This window comes from Shewanella sp. Koi 1, from assembly GCF_052907445.1.
Genome location: NZ_JBREJM010000001.1, coordinates 1,675,402 through 1,690,606 on the forward strand (window position 1 = coordinate 1,675,402; position 15,205 = coordinate 1,690,606).

Consider the following 15,205-nt stretch of genomic DNA (forward strand, 5'->3'; position numbering starts at 1 on the left):
CACAACTGTCATCTTTGCGTCATATAATTCAACGCACTTAGAATGAAGGGTGTTGTTATTGCTCAGTTTATGCTCAAACAGTGTAAGCATAGCATTTCGCAATTCCTAGCGAAAAAACTCACAGGCTTTAATAATAGAGGTTCTTAATGGAAAGTCAGGTCATTCAACCTGGTTCTGCGCCGCAAAGTATGCTGAAAGGCGGACGTTCAAGTCGCAGGGCATTTAAGGATAAAGCGGCTCAAATTGGGGTCACGATTGGCGGCACTATGGTGTTTGTCGCCTTATTGTTGATCTTCTTCTATTTGCTGTACGTGATTAAACCCATTTTCGACAGCGCAGATGTGACTCCCGTTAAAAGCGTGAGTTATCAACATGCTGAAGTCGCGACCCTGATGGTCGGTGCCGACGAGCAAAATGAGGTTATGTATCGCGTGGCCGCCGATGGCCAAGTGGATTTCTACACTGTTGCCGATGGCAGTTTACTCTCCAGTTTTACACCGCCATTACCTGCGGGTGTGAGCGTAACCAGCGCCGCGATTGCCGCGCCGAGTGAGCAACGCTTCGCACTGGGGTTAAGTAACGGTCAAGCCTTAATCGTAGGGATTGAGTTTGGCTTAAGTTACCCTAACAACAAGCGCCTTATTACCCCAAAACTGCGTTACAGCGCGGGTGAAGCGCCGATCACTATCGATGAATCGGGCAGCGCTATCCATCATTTAGCCTTTAGTTACAGCAACGATAAAATCAGCTTCGCCTACCAAGATGATAATGGTGCTTGGCGTTTAAGCCGTCTCGAAGGTCAAGAAAACATGATGACCGAAGAGGTGGAATGGACCACCACGGGCGCACTACTGCCCGATGCACCTAAAAAAGTTGCACACCAATTGATGACGCCAGACCAACGCCAATTGATGCTGCAAATGGGCAACAAGGTGTTTATCTACAATATCCGTGATATTGAAAGCCTGGATTTAATGCAGGTCATTGATGCGGAAAAGGAAAAGTCTAAGGTTAACAACATTGCCTTACTTGCCGGTGCCAGCTCGATTCTGGTGAGCTACGACTCAGGTGTGGTGACCCAGTACTTCCAAGTGAATGGTCCAAAAGGCCGTTTATACAAAGAGATCCGTGAGTTTACCGACTTAGCCCCAGTGGCCTCGATTGCCTCTGAGTTCTACCGTAAAAGCTTTGCCGTGGTGAGCCCAGAGGGTGAGTTATCACTCCTGTACACCACCAGTGAGCGCGAACTGTTTGATGAAAAGTTTGACCTTAAAAACCCAGGCGTGATGGGCTTTAGCCCGCGTTCTAACGGTCTAGTGGTTGAAGCGAACAAGCAACTGAATATCTTCCACGTGGAAAACTCGCACCCAGAAGTGTCTTGGAGCGCGCTGTGGAATAAGGTGTGGTACGAAGGTTACCCTGAGCCTAAGTTTGTGTGGCAATCCACCTCGGGTAGCGATGACTTTGAAGCCAAACTCAGCTTAATGCCATTGGCCTACGGCACCATGAAGGCGGCGTTCTACGCCATGCTGTTCGCCGTGCCATTAGCGATTGCGGGCGCCATCTACACTGCTTACTTTATGTCGCCAAAGGTGCGCGGCATTGTTAAGCCAACGATTGAAATCATGGAAGCCTTACCTACGGTTATCTTAGGTTTCCTCGCCGGACTTTGGTTAGCACCGCTGATTGAAGAACATCTACCGGGCATCTTAGTGCTGCTGGTACTGCTGCCGACGGCGATTCTGGTGTCGGCGTACTCTTGGAGCAAATTACCCGGCACTTGGAAACAACGTCTGCCTGAAGTCTATCAAGAGCTGATGCTCATTCCGGTTATCTGCTTTGTGGGTTGGTTCTCCTTTGCCATCAGCCCGATGATCGAAGTGGCGCTGTTTGATGGCAACACTCGTCAATTTATCACTAACGAATTAGGCATCACCTTCGACCAACGTAACGCGCTGGTAGTAGGTATCGCCATGGGCTTTGCGGTTATTCCAACGATTTTCTCGATTGCCGAAGACGCGATTTTCTCTGTGCCACGCCATTTATCCAACGGCAGTTTGGCGCTGGGCGCGACGCCTTGGCAAACCCTGACACGTGTTGTGCTGTTGACCGCAAGCCCAGGGATTTTCTCTGCGGTCATGATGGGTCTTGGCCGCGCTGTGGGTGAAACCATGATCGTACTGATGGCAACGGGTAACACCGCCATCATGGAATGGAGCGTGTTTGAAGGTATGCGTACGCTGGCGGCTAACATCGCGGTGGAAATGCCAGAGTCGGCGATTGGCAGCTCGCACTACCGTGTGCTGTTCCTCGCGGCCTTCGTTCTGTTCGTATTTACCTTCTTCTTTAACACGATTGCCGAAGTGGTAAGACAGCGTCTGCGTGACCGCTATAGCTCGCTGTAATGGAGATAAGATAATGATACTAAATACTATTTCGCCAATGACCTTGAGAGGTTTGTGCAATGGGTAAGTGGGTAAAATCAGGCTCGCCATGGATTTGGATGACAGGTGGCGCGGTGAGCATCAGTTTGATTGCAGTATTAGGCCTGTTACTGCTCATTGCATGGCGCGGATTAAGCTACTTTTGGCCTGCAACGATTTATCAATGGGAACTCGAAGATAACACAGGCGCGCGTTCAACCTTAATCGGTGAGATTTACGATAGGGAAGAAGTGCCGACCGAACGCTTAACCGCCGCGGGCCACGTGTTTAAACAGCCACCCGGTGAGTTTGTGACGCGTTACTTAGTGAAAACCGGTAACCGTGAGTTTGTGGGCTTAGATTTCCGTTGGATTTTAGCAACAGACATTATCAGCCGTAGCGAGCCTGCCGATGTGGCCATGCTCGAGCGTGCTAAAAACGGTAACTTTTATGGCTACCCTGTGGCCGTAATTGAAAACGGTAAACGCTTAGAGTTGAAAAACGATGCGCTTGAATCCTCCTTAATGGAGCATATCGATCGTGCCGTTGCCCTGTCTGACAAAGCGTTATCACTGCAAAAACAAGATATTGGTGCGATTAACTACAACATCGAGAAACTGCGTTTAAAAGAGCGCCGTTACGAGTTAGATGGTGAGCTGACCGATAGCCGTAAGCTGGAGTTAGCGGCCGCGAAGGAAGCGCTCCAAAAAGAATACCATGTGCTTGAAAAAGAGCTGTTTGCCCTGCGTGATGAAGCGGCTCGCGACTCTGTTATCGTGCGCGATATGCGTGGTGTTGAGGTTGAACTTAAGCTGGATTCGGTTCTCGATGTCACCTACGTCAACCACTTAGGCTTGATGGGTAAAATCGGCAAATGGTTTGTCGGGCTTGGCCGCTTTGTCAGCGATGACCCACGCGAAGCCAACACCGAAGGCGGCGTGTTCCCTGCGATTTTCGGTACCGTGTTTATGGTGCTGTTGATGGCGATTATCGTGACGCCATTTGGAGTGATTGCCGCAATCTACCTGCATGAATATGCCAAAAAAGGCCCAATCACTAAGATGATCCGCATTGCGGTAATCAACTTAGCGGGTGTGCCATCGATTGTGTACGGGGTGTTTGGTTTAGGGTTTTTCGTATACATGATGGGTGGCTCGATTGACCAACTGTTTTACGCCGAAGCCTTACCGTCACCCACCTTTGGTTCACCAGGGGTGATTTGGTCGGCGCTGACATTAGCGATTCTCACCCTGCCAGTGGTGATTGTATCGACCGAAGAAGGCTTAAGCCGTATTCCTAGCGCAGTGCGTCAAGGCAGTTTGGCACTGGGCGCGACTAAGGCCGAAACCCTGTGGCGGATTGTGATCCCGATGGCAAGCCCTGCGATTATGACGGGTCTGATTTTAGCCGTGGCCCGCGCTGCGGGTGAGGTGGCACCGTTAATGCTGGTGGGTGTAGTGAAATTAGCACCGACATTGCCACTGGATTTAAACTTCCCGTTCGTGCATTTAGAACGTAAATTCATGCACTTAGGGTTCCATATTTATGATGTGGGCTTCCAGAGTCCTAACGTTGAAGCGGCACGTCCTCTGGTATACGCCACCTCCTTCTTGCTGGTAACAGTGATTGTGGCACTGAACTTAACCGCGATTAGTGTGCGTAACCACTTACGTGAAAAATATCGTTCGCTTGAGCATTAATCAGCGATTATCCTGAAAGTATTAGGACTGAATATGATTTCTATAGATTCGACAGCCATGAAAACCAACAACTTTGACTTAGCAAACTTGAGCCAGAACGATACCGCACTGGAGATCCGCAACTTAGACCTGCGCTATGGCGACAAGCAAGCGCTGTTTAATGTGTCGATGAAGATCCCGAAGAAGCAAGTTACGGCGTTTATCGGCCCCAGCGGTTGTGGTAAATCCACCTTATTGCGCTGCATTAACCGCATGAACGATCTGGTCGACAACTGCCATATCGACGGCGAGATTTTACTGCACGGTCAAAATATTTATGACAAAAAAATCGACGTTGCCGCCCTGCGCCGCAACGTAGGTATGGTGTTCCAGCGTCCTAACCCATTCCCTAAGTCGATTTACGAAAACGTGGTTTATGGTCTGCGTCTGCAGGGCATTAACAACCGCCGTGAACTCGACGAAGCGGCCGAGCGTTCGCTACGCGGCGCGGCGATTTGGGATGAAGTGAAAGACCGTCTGCACGATAACGCCTTTGGCTTATCCGGTGGTCAGCAGCAACGTCTGGTGATTGCCCGTGCGATTGCCATCGAGCCCGAAGTATTACTGCTCGACGAACCCACTTCGGCCCTCGACCCAATTTCAACCTTAACCATCGAAGAGCTGATCACTGAGCTTAAGACTAAGTACACAGTGGTTATCGTTACCCACAACATGCAACAGGCGGCGCGGGTGTCGGATCAAACGGCCTTTATGTATATGGGCGAATTGGTGGAATACGCCGATACCAACACCATTTTCACCACACCGAAAAAACGTAAGACCGAAGATTACATTACCGGCCGTTATGGTTAATCATCTTGCCTTTGGTAGTGGTGATGTGAGTGATAAGCGATAAACGAAATAAGCCACCGCCTAGAACTGAGTTAAGCATTGCAAACTCCATCTAGGCGTTGATACAGTTGAGTAAAAGGTTGGCCAAATGGAAAATATGAATTTAAACAAACATATCTCTGGGCAATTTAACGCCGAGTTAGATGATATCCGTAACCGTGTACTCGCCATGGGTGGCTTGGTTGAGCGTCAGTTAGAGCAAGCCATCGACGCCTTAAGCACCTTAGATGCTGAATTAGCGCAAAAGGTGATCACTGGCGATCACAAAGTGAATGGCATGGAAGTCTCGATTGATGAAGAATGCACCCGCATTATCGCCAAACGCCAACCAGCGGCGAGCGACTTACGTCTGATCATCGCGATTTCAAAATCGATTGCCGATCTTGAACGTATCGGTGACGCCTGCGTGCGTATTGCCAAGGCCGCATTAGATAAGCGTTTGAATAATCAGCAACCGCTATTAGTCAGCATTGAAAATATGGGCCGCCATGCGATTCGTATGCTGCACGCAACGCTCGATGCCTTAGCCCGTATGGATGCTGATTCGGCGCTGGAACTTCACAAAGAAGATGCCAAGCTCGACCGTGAATACGAAGGCATTATCCGTCAATTAATGACCTACATGATGGAAGACCCACGCTCAATCCCCGATGTATTAGACGTACTCTGGGCTGCCCGTGCGGTTGAGCGTGTCGGCGACCGTTGTAAAAATATCTGCGAATACATTATTTACTACGTGAAAGGTAAAGACGTTCGCCATACTTCCTACGAAGATATGGAAAAGGATTTAAAGGACTAAACGCCTTTTATCACAGGGCTTTATCCACAAACGCTCTGCCTAACCGCAGAGCGTTTTTTTGTGTTTCTTTGGGGGGATAAAGTGAACTGTAAGTCAGACAATAAGTTTGGTTTACGCCTCTGACCTATAAGAGGGGTTACCAATTAGCAAGTTTATCTTTTTGCATAAAATCGTTGTTTGAAATTTGTTATTTACAATAAATAACCCTTTGTTTAATCTGACACTCGCTATAGGTTAATCTCGGCGTTAACCGACACTCGAGAGTAGAAACAGCACAATGGAATGGGTGCTGTATCGGCGATTACAGGGATAAGTAGATGAGCCAATTGTTGTATTCTTTAAAGCAGGGGTTCGAAGCCCTGAAAAGTATTCGCAATCATATAGTGGAAGCGAATTTACCCGCAGATTTCCCTCGACCCGAATTACCGCCGATATCAGAAGAGGCGAAAGCGGCACTGTTGCAACTACTCGAGCCGCTAGAAGCTTATCGAATTGAAAAACTTGAAACGAAACTTTCTCGGAAGAAATGGGCCAAGCGGTTAGGCTGGCTCCTGTGCTTGCCTGCGCTGGTTGTTGATTTGATGTCGTTAGCCTCAAATAGTGACCCAAGCATTCTGAGCTTGATTGTTCTCGCAGGCATCTTAATGTGGGTTCAGTTGCCTGAAATACAATTTAAGCGCCATTATAAGAATAAAATTTTATCTGTTTTACTCGATAAATTAGGGGATTACCAATATAGCCCAGATTCCTGTGTCAATCTGGATGCCGTGGCTGATTTTGAACTTATGCCCAGTTTTAGCAAGAAAGAAGCTGAAGACCATATTCGCGGCAAGGTAGAAGATGTTAGCTTCGAGTTTTGCGAGTTAACCTTAAAATCCCGTGGAAGCAAGTCGGATAAAATTCAATTTAAGGGTGGGGTGGTGATTATCTCTATGCCCTTTCATTTTGAATCTCACACCATTGTTAGCCAAGACTATGGTTCCCTGGGGAATGCTATTTCAGGCATCAAGCAACCCAGAGTTAAACTAGAAAGTGTCACCTTTGAGGCCATGTTTGAAGTGTATTCACACGATCAACATTATGCGCGTTATTTATTGTCACCCGCAGTGATGGAACGATTGGTTGAGTTGGAGCAATTATTCCGGAAAACTGCACGAGGTTCAGGGATAAGCATAGAGTTTAAAAATAATACAGTGCTTATTATGGCGAGCTATTTTGGTAATTTATTTGATAATGTGGACATCAACTTGCCCACACAGGATATGTCAAAGATCCCATTATTACAGCAGGAGCTGGTCCTCATCACTAGCATTATCAAGCAGCTAAAACTTGATTATCTCGCGGCACAAAATGTGGCAGTACAAAAAATGCATGCGAGGATGGAGACATTAGCGAGTTAACGATAATAGTGTGCTGAGCGGTTATCTATTCGCATAGTTTTATACAGAGGATGAAACAGCAAGTATTGTTCTTTATCACGCCGATGATTATTTGAGTCATTGGACAGAAGATTCGCCAGCGCAATGCTAGTCATCACTTGAGCCTCATCGCTAGGTTCGGATATAACGTGAGCTGTTCAAAACTTATCAGAGGGCGGTGAGCGCGCGGCATATAAACCTCCTTGTTATTAACGCTGGGTGTCCAGTTTTATAATTTAATCAAAAGTTCCTTTTATCAGGTATTCTGGTAACCACATCTGACCAATCCAAATTGGGATATTTTTTCCTAAGCATAGGAATATCTCTATTTTTGTTTTCAAAAATGTTCCAGTCATAATTTTCTGTGGCAGCGAACTCACCTATATAGTTTATTGAGTTTTCTTTTACTGAAAAAGTAATTGACAAATTATCTTCGGGACTCCAATGTCGATAGAATTCGCCTCGCGTCTGAAATAGCGTGTAGTTGTAGATTTCATACGTCCCCGCAGGAACAAGATAGGCGAATATATTTCCAGAATATTTACTCTCTCGATAGTCGAAGTCATACGCTATAAACGGTGCTGTAGTAGATGCTTTACCTTCAATATTGAATTCAAAAAATTTTTCAGAATCCACTTTTCTAATGTTTATTCCCCAACGATCATATATAGCCGCTGCATTGCGCCTAGACAACGAGCCCACAATCAGAGCATACCCATCTCTATTTAAATCATTTGAAGATATATCTACCGGAAGATTGGGTCTTCCGGTCATTGCGCAGCCGCAAATAAATAAAGAGATTAGAATTGAAAATATTATTCTTAAGTTCATAAGCATTCTTGAGGTGTAGTGTTAACATTTTACTAGTGTGTATGTGCGTTAATCACGTTAGAACTGTGAAAATATGCACAATTAACTATTTGTATGCAAAGAACTTATCAGCTTTTCATTAAATGTACCATATTGAAAAAAGAACATGTGTGTTTTTCAGAACGATTAATATGCCCTTGTTTATGTAATTTATTGAATTTAATATACTTTGATTTATTTGTGCGAAGTTAATGTGCATTGTTCAACCTTAAAATCACCTATAACAGTGAAAAACCATAGTCATACATGGTTAGCCGCATACAAGGTAAGATTAAAACAGGATTATCATTGAGAATTTCTAGGGTAATTTGAGTGGACTCATTTGAATAAAATCGCTAGTTGAAACTCTTTTTTGGGGGGGCAAAACAGCCCAATAGCTGAAATGACTTATCCGATGCGCAAAAGCCAATAATAAAGGCGGGAAACTTCCCGCCTTGATTATGTTATTTGAGGATTCGCTAGGATTCAGGGCACACTTTGGGTTCGCGCTTAAACCGTACAATTCGTGGTAGTAGTAAGCCTGCGATAACCACGATAATCCCTAACAGTTGCAACTCGGTAACGGCTTGGCCGAGCATAAACGAGGTTAATACGGAGAAGATGGGGACAAAGTTAAAAAACAGTGATGCGTTGGCTGAGCCTAACTGACGCACACCATTTAACCACAACAAATAGCCCGCCACCGTACCAAATACGCCGATATAGACCACTTCAGCCATGCCTAACGCAGAACTATTTACTAGCTCTGCGAAGGGATGCACCTCTGGCGAGGCCAAACATAAAGCGCCAAGCACGGCGGCGCCACTCAACATGCCGATAAAGGTATAAGGGATGACTGGCATCCAGCGGCTGATACCTTGGCTGAAATAGGTGTAAAAACTCCAGGCCAGCATGCCGCCAAATATTAATTTATCTCCGTGGTTTATCTGCATTGAGAAGAGGGTTTCAAGGTGCCCATTGGTGATCACCATCAGCACGCCAGTCAGGCTCACCAGCAAACTAAAGCACTGGGCAAACGATGGCAGAGTACGCAGGGCAACACAGGCGATTAATGATGTGATCAGCGGGCTAAGGGCCATGATTAATGAGCCGTTCGTCGCATTCGTTGACGCTAATCCCGTAAACAGGCCAAGGTTAAGTCCGCCTATTCCTACCGCGCTGACCAAAATAATCCACAGCCATTGATTGATGCTTAAGTGCAATTTTGGCATGCGGACGAGCTTGAGGTAGATAGCGAGACAGGCCGCGGCAATCACAAAGCGCCAGAACACTAAGGTCAAGGCATGCACTTCGCTTAACACTTGTTTACCAATGGGAAAGCAACTTCCCCAAAAGAAGGTGCAGATAATCAGCAGGATAACTGCTTTTATCGTTGGATCAGATTTCATCGCCACTCCAGATGACTTGTCAAATACTGAGCCTTAGTGTATTGATTTCAATAATTGGATAAACAAGCAAAAGTAAGACGGTAAATACCAATAATGAAACCTAACTATTCGTTGGACGATCTGCGCTGTTTTTGTGCTGTGGCACGCTCAGGGAGTTTTAAGGAGGCCGCCCAATCCTTAGGTATGCCGCTCTCCACTTTGAGTCGTCGTATCCGCCGGCTAGAGACCGATTTGCAATTAAGATTGCTCAATCGAGACGCTCACCGCGTCATATTAACCAGCATTGGTGAGCAGTATTTTGAGCGCTCAGTAGCCTTGTTTGATGAACTCAATAATATTGATGAAGACTTGCATCGGGATAAGTACCAGCCACAGGGGAAAATCCGTATTTCCGCGCCCATCAACTCAGGCACTCATTTCCTGCGGTCGATTTTTTATGATTTTCTGCTGCAATATCCCGATATTCAGTTGGATTTGAGCTTTTCAAACTCGCTTATCGATATTGAAGCGGAAGGCATGGATGTGGCGTTTAGAGTGGGCAATCCAGTGGTGGAAAACTGGATTGCTAGACCGTTAAAACAGATTCACTTTATTTTGTGCTCTCACCCTGACTACGACATATCGAGCATCACTTCACCAGATAAGTTATGCGGTCACCCAACCATCATTTGTCGCCCTATGATACCTTGGCAATTGGTGCACAAAACCACTGGCGAAGAGTTTGATTATCACCCGAACAAGGGGGGCAGGCTGGAGGTAGATGAGCTGATGCTACTAACCCACGCCATCAAAACAGGAATAGGTATCGGATACGTGCCGGATTATTTTGCGCTACCTATGATAGCGCAGGGGGAAGTGAATCATGTTCTCCCTGACTGGAGTAGCAAAGCCCGTACTTTATCCATGCTATATCGGGACCGCGACCACCTCCCCATGCGGGTGCGGTTGTTTATCGAGTTTGTAAAATTGCACTTAAGTAGGACTCTTAAGTAGAGCTCGCTTTATCCCGCCTGCTAAGGTACACCGACATTTGAGCGCGTTGAGGTCACAGCGCGCAGGCGGGCAGATATTCGGATAATTCCAATAGATTCAAATCGGGGTCACGGATATACACTGAGTTGATGCGGCCTGTGGCGCCAGTGCGCAGTACTGGGCCTTCAATAATCGCAACTTCAAGGGTGTTTAAGTGGCTGATCACTTCTTCGATATTGTGGCTGACCACAAAGCAGAGATCGGCACTGCCGGGCGTGGCAAGGTTTGCCTTAGGTTCAAATTCGGCGCCTGCTTGGTGAAGATTGATTTTTTGATCGCCAAAACTTAAGGCGATTCGGCCCTGACCAAATACGGACTTTTTCATCCCTAACACGCGTTGATAAAAGTCGACGCTGGCCTCGATATCTTTCACGGTTAACACTAAATGGTCTAGGCGGGTCACGCGCATATTCTTTCCCTCGATGCCGTAGCGGTTTGTTATTGGTTTTCTCTGCGCCTTACCTTACATCAAGTGCTGGTGCAAAAGTGACTCTGTGGTAGCATTTAACGCGCTTTTTAGCGTAAATAATTTATGCCTTTTTTTATCCCATTGGATTTGATGAGATTGTAATGAAGAAAACCTTAGCCCGTGGTTTGATGAACCTGCTGCCGATGGCGTTAAGCCTGTGGTTGTTTTGGTCATTGTTTGTATCGTTAGATGGTTTAGGGATTTTTATTTTAGAGTTGGTAGGGATTAACCAACATTTTGTCGGCGCGGGCTTTATCTTAGTCGTGGCCATAGTGTTTGCGGTGGGCCTGTTGTTTTCGGTGAGCCCTATTGTGTGGCTCTATGGCTGGATTGAACGTCAGCTGATGCGTTTTCCGCTGTTTAAATCTGTTTATGGCAGTATTCGTGATATCGCTTCCTTAATGAACCGTGAGGGTAAACCCAATACTCAGCAAACCGTGTTGGTTAAACAGGCCAATGGCGGGTTTGTGGTGGGTTTTATTATGACGGATACACCGCCGCAACCATTGCTCGATGCCTTACCCGAAGGGGATTGGGTGCCTGTGTTATTCCAACTCAGTTACCAAATGGCGGGGGTCACTAGCTTAGTTAAACGTGAAGATTTGATTTTAGTGGATTGGTCTTTTGAAGAGGCGATGCGCTTCAATTTAACCGCGGGGATTTCGCAAACGCCGGGCGCGGCAACGGTAAAAACTAAAGCTGAATAAGTTGGCTTTGATTTTTGAGTTAGTTTTTTGCGTCAAATAGATACATTTTTGTGATACAATCCGGTGGCGACTTAATAGGTTGCCATTTTTTATGCTAATTCAGTGGATACTGTTTAGCATTATCTGTGTCTCTATTGAGTCAGTTCTCGACAGCATGTGGTCTCTGTTCGAAGGCGTCTCAGTAAGGCTTAAGCAAGGCCGAATCGTTATTTATTACCGGTTATTTGCTACTGGTTAACCGTTAGCCGCTAATCGCGCTTTGCATTCCTCATCCTCGATATCATTAATATCGAACCGCTTACATGCATTATGTCGCCATGAAGGTTAAACCCTGCGATTCGGTCGCATGGTGTTTATGCTCGTTGCCTTTGAGAGGGCGGCTGGTTCTTAAAGCGCATTGTACAACTGCGGTTTAGCTGTTTATCGAGCAAACGGTTACTGACTTTGCTATTGCGTAAAAGCGCCGAGCAAACAGGCTAAGGTGAGGAAGTGTTCCAACATGAGTATGACATCACAAGGCATTGCCGATCGCGAGTCCTTGTCATGGATTATTTGTGCATATTTCATCCTGATCACATACTGCTGAGGCAAGAGTTATCTATTATTGTGCTATCTCTTCAAAATTGAAGGGGTTTCAATAGGAATTGCCTGATACAAGGGAGTTTTATGTCTATAAAGTCGAGTATAAATCCACCGGTTTTTTATTCGTCGGTCTTTTTTATCACCTTAATGGTGATGATCTGCGCCATTTGGCCGACCGAGGCCAATCACTTTTTCAAATCCATGCAGTCGTGGCTAGAAGCCAAAGCGGGCTGGTTATATATCCTTGGTGTGGCGATTTTTCTGATTTTTATCATCTTTGTCATGGTCAGTCGCTTTGGCGACATTAAGCTCGGCCCCGACCATGCTGTGCCCGATTATAGCTATAAGAGCTGGATTGCTATGCTGTTTTCGGCGGGGATGGGGATTGGATTGATGTTCTTCGGCGTCGCCGAACCCGTGATGCATTATTTAGCGCCGCCCGATGCAACGCCTGAGACCTTGGCCGCCGCCAAAGAAGCCATGAAGATCACTTTCTTCCACTGGGGCATACATGCGTGGGCGATTTACGGGGTGGTTGCCCTGAGCTTGGCCTATTTTGCCTATCGGCATAAGTTGCCCTTGTTACCCCGCAGCGCACTCTATCCCTTAATCGGTGAGCGTATCCACGGCCCGATTGGCCACTGCGTCGATACCTTTGCGGTATTGGGGACAATGTTCGGGGTCGCGACTTCCCTAGGCTTTGGGGTATTGCAGGTTAACTCGGGCCTAAGCTATTTATTCGAGCAGTTGCCGAATAACACTACAGTGCAAGTGTCACTGATTATTGGCATTACCTTACTCGCCACTCTGTCGGTATTTTCAGGGCTCGATAAAGGGGTGAAGCGCTTAAGTGAGCTTAACTTAGGCTTGGCCCTTATCCTGTTGCTGATTGTGTTAATTCTTGGCCCAACCGTGATGTTGCTGCAAGCCTTTGTGCAAAATACCGGCAGTTATCTCAGTGATATCGTTAATAAAACATTTAATTTGTATGCCTATCAGCATAAGGAAGACTGGCTTGGCGGTTGGACGCTACTCTACTGGGGCTGGTGGATTTCGTGGTCACCTTTTGTCGGCACCTTTATTGCGCGGGTGAGTCGCGGTCGCACCATACGTGAGTTTTTAGTCGGCATTTTATTTGTGCCTTCGGCGCTGACCTTTTTGTGGATGACGGTATTTGGTAACTCGGCCATCGATGCCATTATGAATCAAGGCGCGACCTATCTAAGCGAAGCGGTGAATACTAATGTGCCCGTGGCTTTGTTTGTGTTTTTTGAACATATGCCTTTCCCACATCTCCTGTCGGGCATTGGGATTTGTTTAGTGGTGACCTTTTTTGTGACCTCATCTGACTCGGGATCCTTAGTAATCGATAACCTGACCTCGGGAGGCGATAACAATGCGCCTGTCTGGCAACGGGTGTTTTGGGCATTGCTGCAGGGCGTAGTGGCCTCGGTACTCCTCATCGCGGGCGGTTTACAGGCACTGCAAACCGCCGCTATTGCCAGTGCGATGCCATTTTTATGCGTGATGCTGCTGATGTGTTTAGGGCTATACAAGGCGCTGAAAGACGATTGGCTTAAGATCAACAGCGTGCAGCTCCACACCACCAGTGTGCAATACGCTAAGACCAATATCAGCTGGGAGGAGCGTATTGAAGTTTTAGTGTCGCATCCCACCGAAGATGAGGCGCGTATCTTCCTCAATAATGTCGCGACACCAGCGTTATCTAAGGTGTGTCAGCAATTTATGAGCAAGGGCCTGACGGCGGATCTTGAGTATCTCGACGGCAAAGTACGATTGGTGATCAGCAATGAAGCCTATCAACCCTTCGTTTATGGTGTGCGGATGCGCTGCTTTGAAATCGTCAATCCCGTCGGTGAAGAGTTAGAGCTGGGCAATAATTGGTATTATCGCGCCGAAGTGTACTTAGAACAGGGCGGCCAGCACTATGATGTGATGGGCTATACCGAAGAGCAGCTACTGGCGGATGTGGTTACCCAATACGAGAAATACCTGCATTATTTGCACTTGTCCAATGCCGACCAAGGGCATGTCACCTAAACGCTTTGCGTGTTAGAAATATTGCCCCAAGGAATAACTCGGATTATCCTTGGGGCACTTTTTTAGGGGTCATCAGTTAGGTGTGAGCATGTCAGCAAATCCAGGCCAGAGTAAGTTAGATCAAGTCTTAGCCCAAGAGCGGGAATACCGTGCAAAGCGTGAGGGCGGTTACCGCGAGCAGGCGCTCAAATTGTATCCTTGGATCTGTGGCCGCTGTACCCGCGAATTTACCTCAAAAAATTTAAGCGAGTTGACGGTTCACCACAGAGATCACAACCACGATAACAACCCATCCGATGGTTCTAATTGGGAATTATTGTGCCTCTACTGCCACGATAATGAACATTCACGCTTCGAAGAACTGATCCGCTACGGTAGCACCACCGAAACCAAGCAAGCGGCGGCGACCTATAATCCCTTTGCCGATTTAAAGGCGATGATGAAAAAGTAGCGATAAAAGTAAAAAGCCTGATATATCAGGCTTTTTTTGCAAGTCGTGCCTCGGCTTCCAGCCATTTAGCGCGGCTTAGCACCTGTTGATTTTCGTCGCCTTCGAAATGGGTTTTGCGGGCGGGAAGTTGCGCGATAATCGCGGCATGTTCTGCATCGCTACTATCGCGCCAAGCGACAATCTCATCGATATGGCGAAAACAGCCCATGCAATAATCTTCATCATTTAAGCCGCAGCGGGCAACGCAGGGGGAGAGCATACTTTTCCTCTTAACAGGTTTTCGTCATCGGGTTCAATGGGTGAGGCCGCTGCGTTAACTGTTGCTGCGTGAAGGCGTAACTCCCATGCATGCCAGCGAGTAAAGCAGGCTGACAAAAATTGTGGCGATACTAGCAGCTTTAGGCGCCATTTGGG

13 protein-coding genes are annotated in these 15,205 nt (G+C 46.9%); 9 read left to right on the forward strand and 4 right to left on the reverse strand.

Annotated elements, in window-relative coordinates; all coding sequences use genetic code 11:
- The first annotated feature begins 146 nt into the window (after window positions 1–146).
- From ACUZ8J_RS07340 to ACUZ8J_RS07360, 5 genes are all read left to right on the forward strand, one after another.
- A complete protein-coding gene (locus ACUZ8J_RS07340) occupies window positions 147–2,405 on the forward strand; it encodes an ABC transporter permease subunit (protein ID WP_446693467.1) in 2,259 nt (752 codons plus the stop codon).
- Between the two features lie 59 nt (window positions 2,406–2,464).
- Window positions 2,465–4,123, forward strand: coding sequence for a phosphate ABC transporter permease PstA (gene pstA, locus ACUZ8J_RS07345; RefSeq protein ID WP_011623311.1), 1,659 nt, complete (start codon window positions 2,465–2,467; stop codon window positions 4,121–4,123).
- Between the two features lie 33 nt (window positions 4,124–4,156).
- Window positions 4,157–4,975: a phosphate ABC transporter ATP-binding protein PstB gene (gene pstB / locus ACUZ8J_RS07350; RefSeq protein WP_011623310.1), complete on the forward strand. Its 819-nt coding sequence runs from the start codon at window positions 4,157–4,159 to the stop codon at window positions 4,973–4,975.
- A gap of 127 nt (window positions 4,976–5,102) precedes the next feature.
- The gene (phoU, locus tag ACUZ8J_RS07355) at window positions 5,103–5,813 is read left to right on the forward strand and encodes a phosphate signaling complex protein PhoU (RefSeq protein ID WP_011623309.1); all 711 of its coding nucleotides are present in this window, start codon (window positions 5,103–5,105) and stop codon (window positions 5,811–5,813) included.
- A gap of 317 nt (window positions 5,814–6,130) precedes the next feature.
- Entirely contained in the window at window positions 6,131–7,213 is a 1,083-nt protein-coding gene (locus ACUZ8J_RS07360; protein WP_446693468.1) for a DUF3137 domain-containing protein, read from the forward strand.
- A 258-nt stretch (window positions 7,214–7,471) separates the two neighbouring features.
- Here ACUZ8J_RS07360 and ACUZ8J_RS07365 read toward each other — a convergent pair whose 3' ends face one another.
- Window positions 7,472–8,062 carry a hypothetical protein gene (locus tag ACUZ8J_RS07365; RefSeq protein WP_446693469.1) on the reverse strand — a complete coding sequence of 197 codons (591 nt, stop codon included), beginning with the start codon at window positions 8,060–8,062 and terminating at the stop codon, window positions 7,472–7,474.
- A gap of 497 nt (window positions 8,063–8,559) precedes the next feature.
- Window positions 8,560–9,489, reverse strand: a complete 930-nt coding sequence (locus ACUZ8J_RS07370; protein ID WP_446693470.1) for a DMT family transporter — start codon at window positions 9,487–9,489, stop codon at window positions 8,560–8,562.
- A 93-nt stretch (window positions 9,490–9,582) separates the two neighbouring features.
- Between ACUZ8J_RS07370 and ACUZ8J_RS07375 the strand changes: the two genes are divergently transcribed.
- Complete coding sequence (locus ACUZ8J_RS07375; RefSeq protein ID WP_446693471.1) at window positions 9,583–10,482, forward strand: LysR family transcriptional regulator; 900 nt, start codon at window positions 9,583–9,585, stop codon at window positions 10,480–10,482.
- Window positions 10,483–10,534: 52 nt separating this feature from the next.
- On the opposite strand, the gene ACUZ8J_RS07380 is transcribed toward ACUZ8J_RS07375, so the two are convergent.
- Window positions 10,535–10,930, reverse strand: coding sequence for a VOC family protein (locus ACUZ8J_RS07380; RefSeq protein WP_446693472.1), 396 nt, complete (start codon window positions 10,928–10,930; stop codon window positions 10,535–10,537).
- Between the two features lie 161 nt (window positions 10,931–11,091).
- Here ACUZ8J_RS07380 and ACUZ8J_RS07385 point away from each other — a divergent pair, with 161 nt between their 5' ends.
- The 3 genes from ACUZ8J_RS07385 (at window position 11,092) to ACUZ8J_RS07395 (ending at window position 14,791) form a co-directional block, all read left to right on the forward strand.
- A complete protein-coding gene (locus ACUZ8J_RS07385) occupies window positions 11,092–11,697 on the forward strand; it encodes a DUF502 domain-containing protein (RefSeq protein ID WP_011717603.1) in 606 nt (201 codons plus the stop codon).
- A 666-nt stretch (window positions 11,698–12,363) separates the two neighbouring features.
- Window positions 12,364–14,340 carry a BCCT family transporter gene (locus tag ACUZ8J_RS07390; RefSeq protein WP_446693473.1) on the forward strand — a complete coding sequence of 659 codons (1,977 nt, stop codon included), beginning with the start codon at window positions 12,364–12,366 and terminating at the stop codon, window positions 14,338–14,340.
- An 88-nt stretch (window positions 14,341–14,428) separates the two neighbouring features.
- On the forward strand, window positions 14,429–14,791 hold the full coding sequence (locus tag ACUZ8J_RS07395) for a YajD family HNH nuclease (protein ID WP_011717601.1): 363 nt from the start codon (window positions 14,429–14,431) through the stop codon (window positions 14,789–14,791).
- Window positions 14,792–14,816: 25 nt separating this feature from the next.
- Here ACUZ8J_RS07395 and ACUZ8J_RS07400 read toward each other — a convergent pair whose 3' ends face one another.
- Entirely contained in the window at window positions 14,817–15,050 is a 234-nt protein-coding gene (locus ACUZ8J_RS07400) for a DUF1289 domain-containing protein (RefSeq protein WP_446693474.1), read from the reverse strand.
- Window positions 15,051–15,205 lie beyond the last annotated feature (155 nt).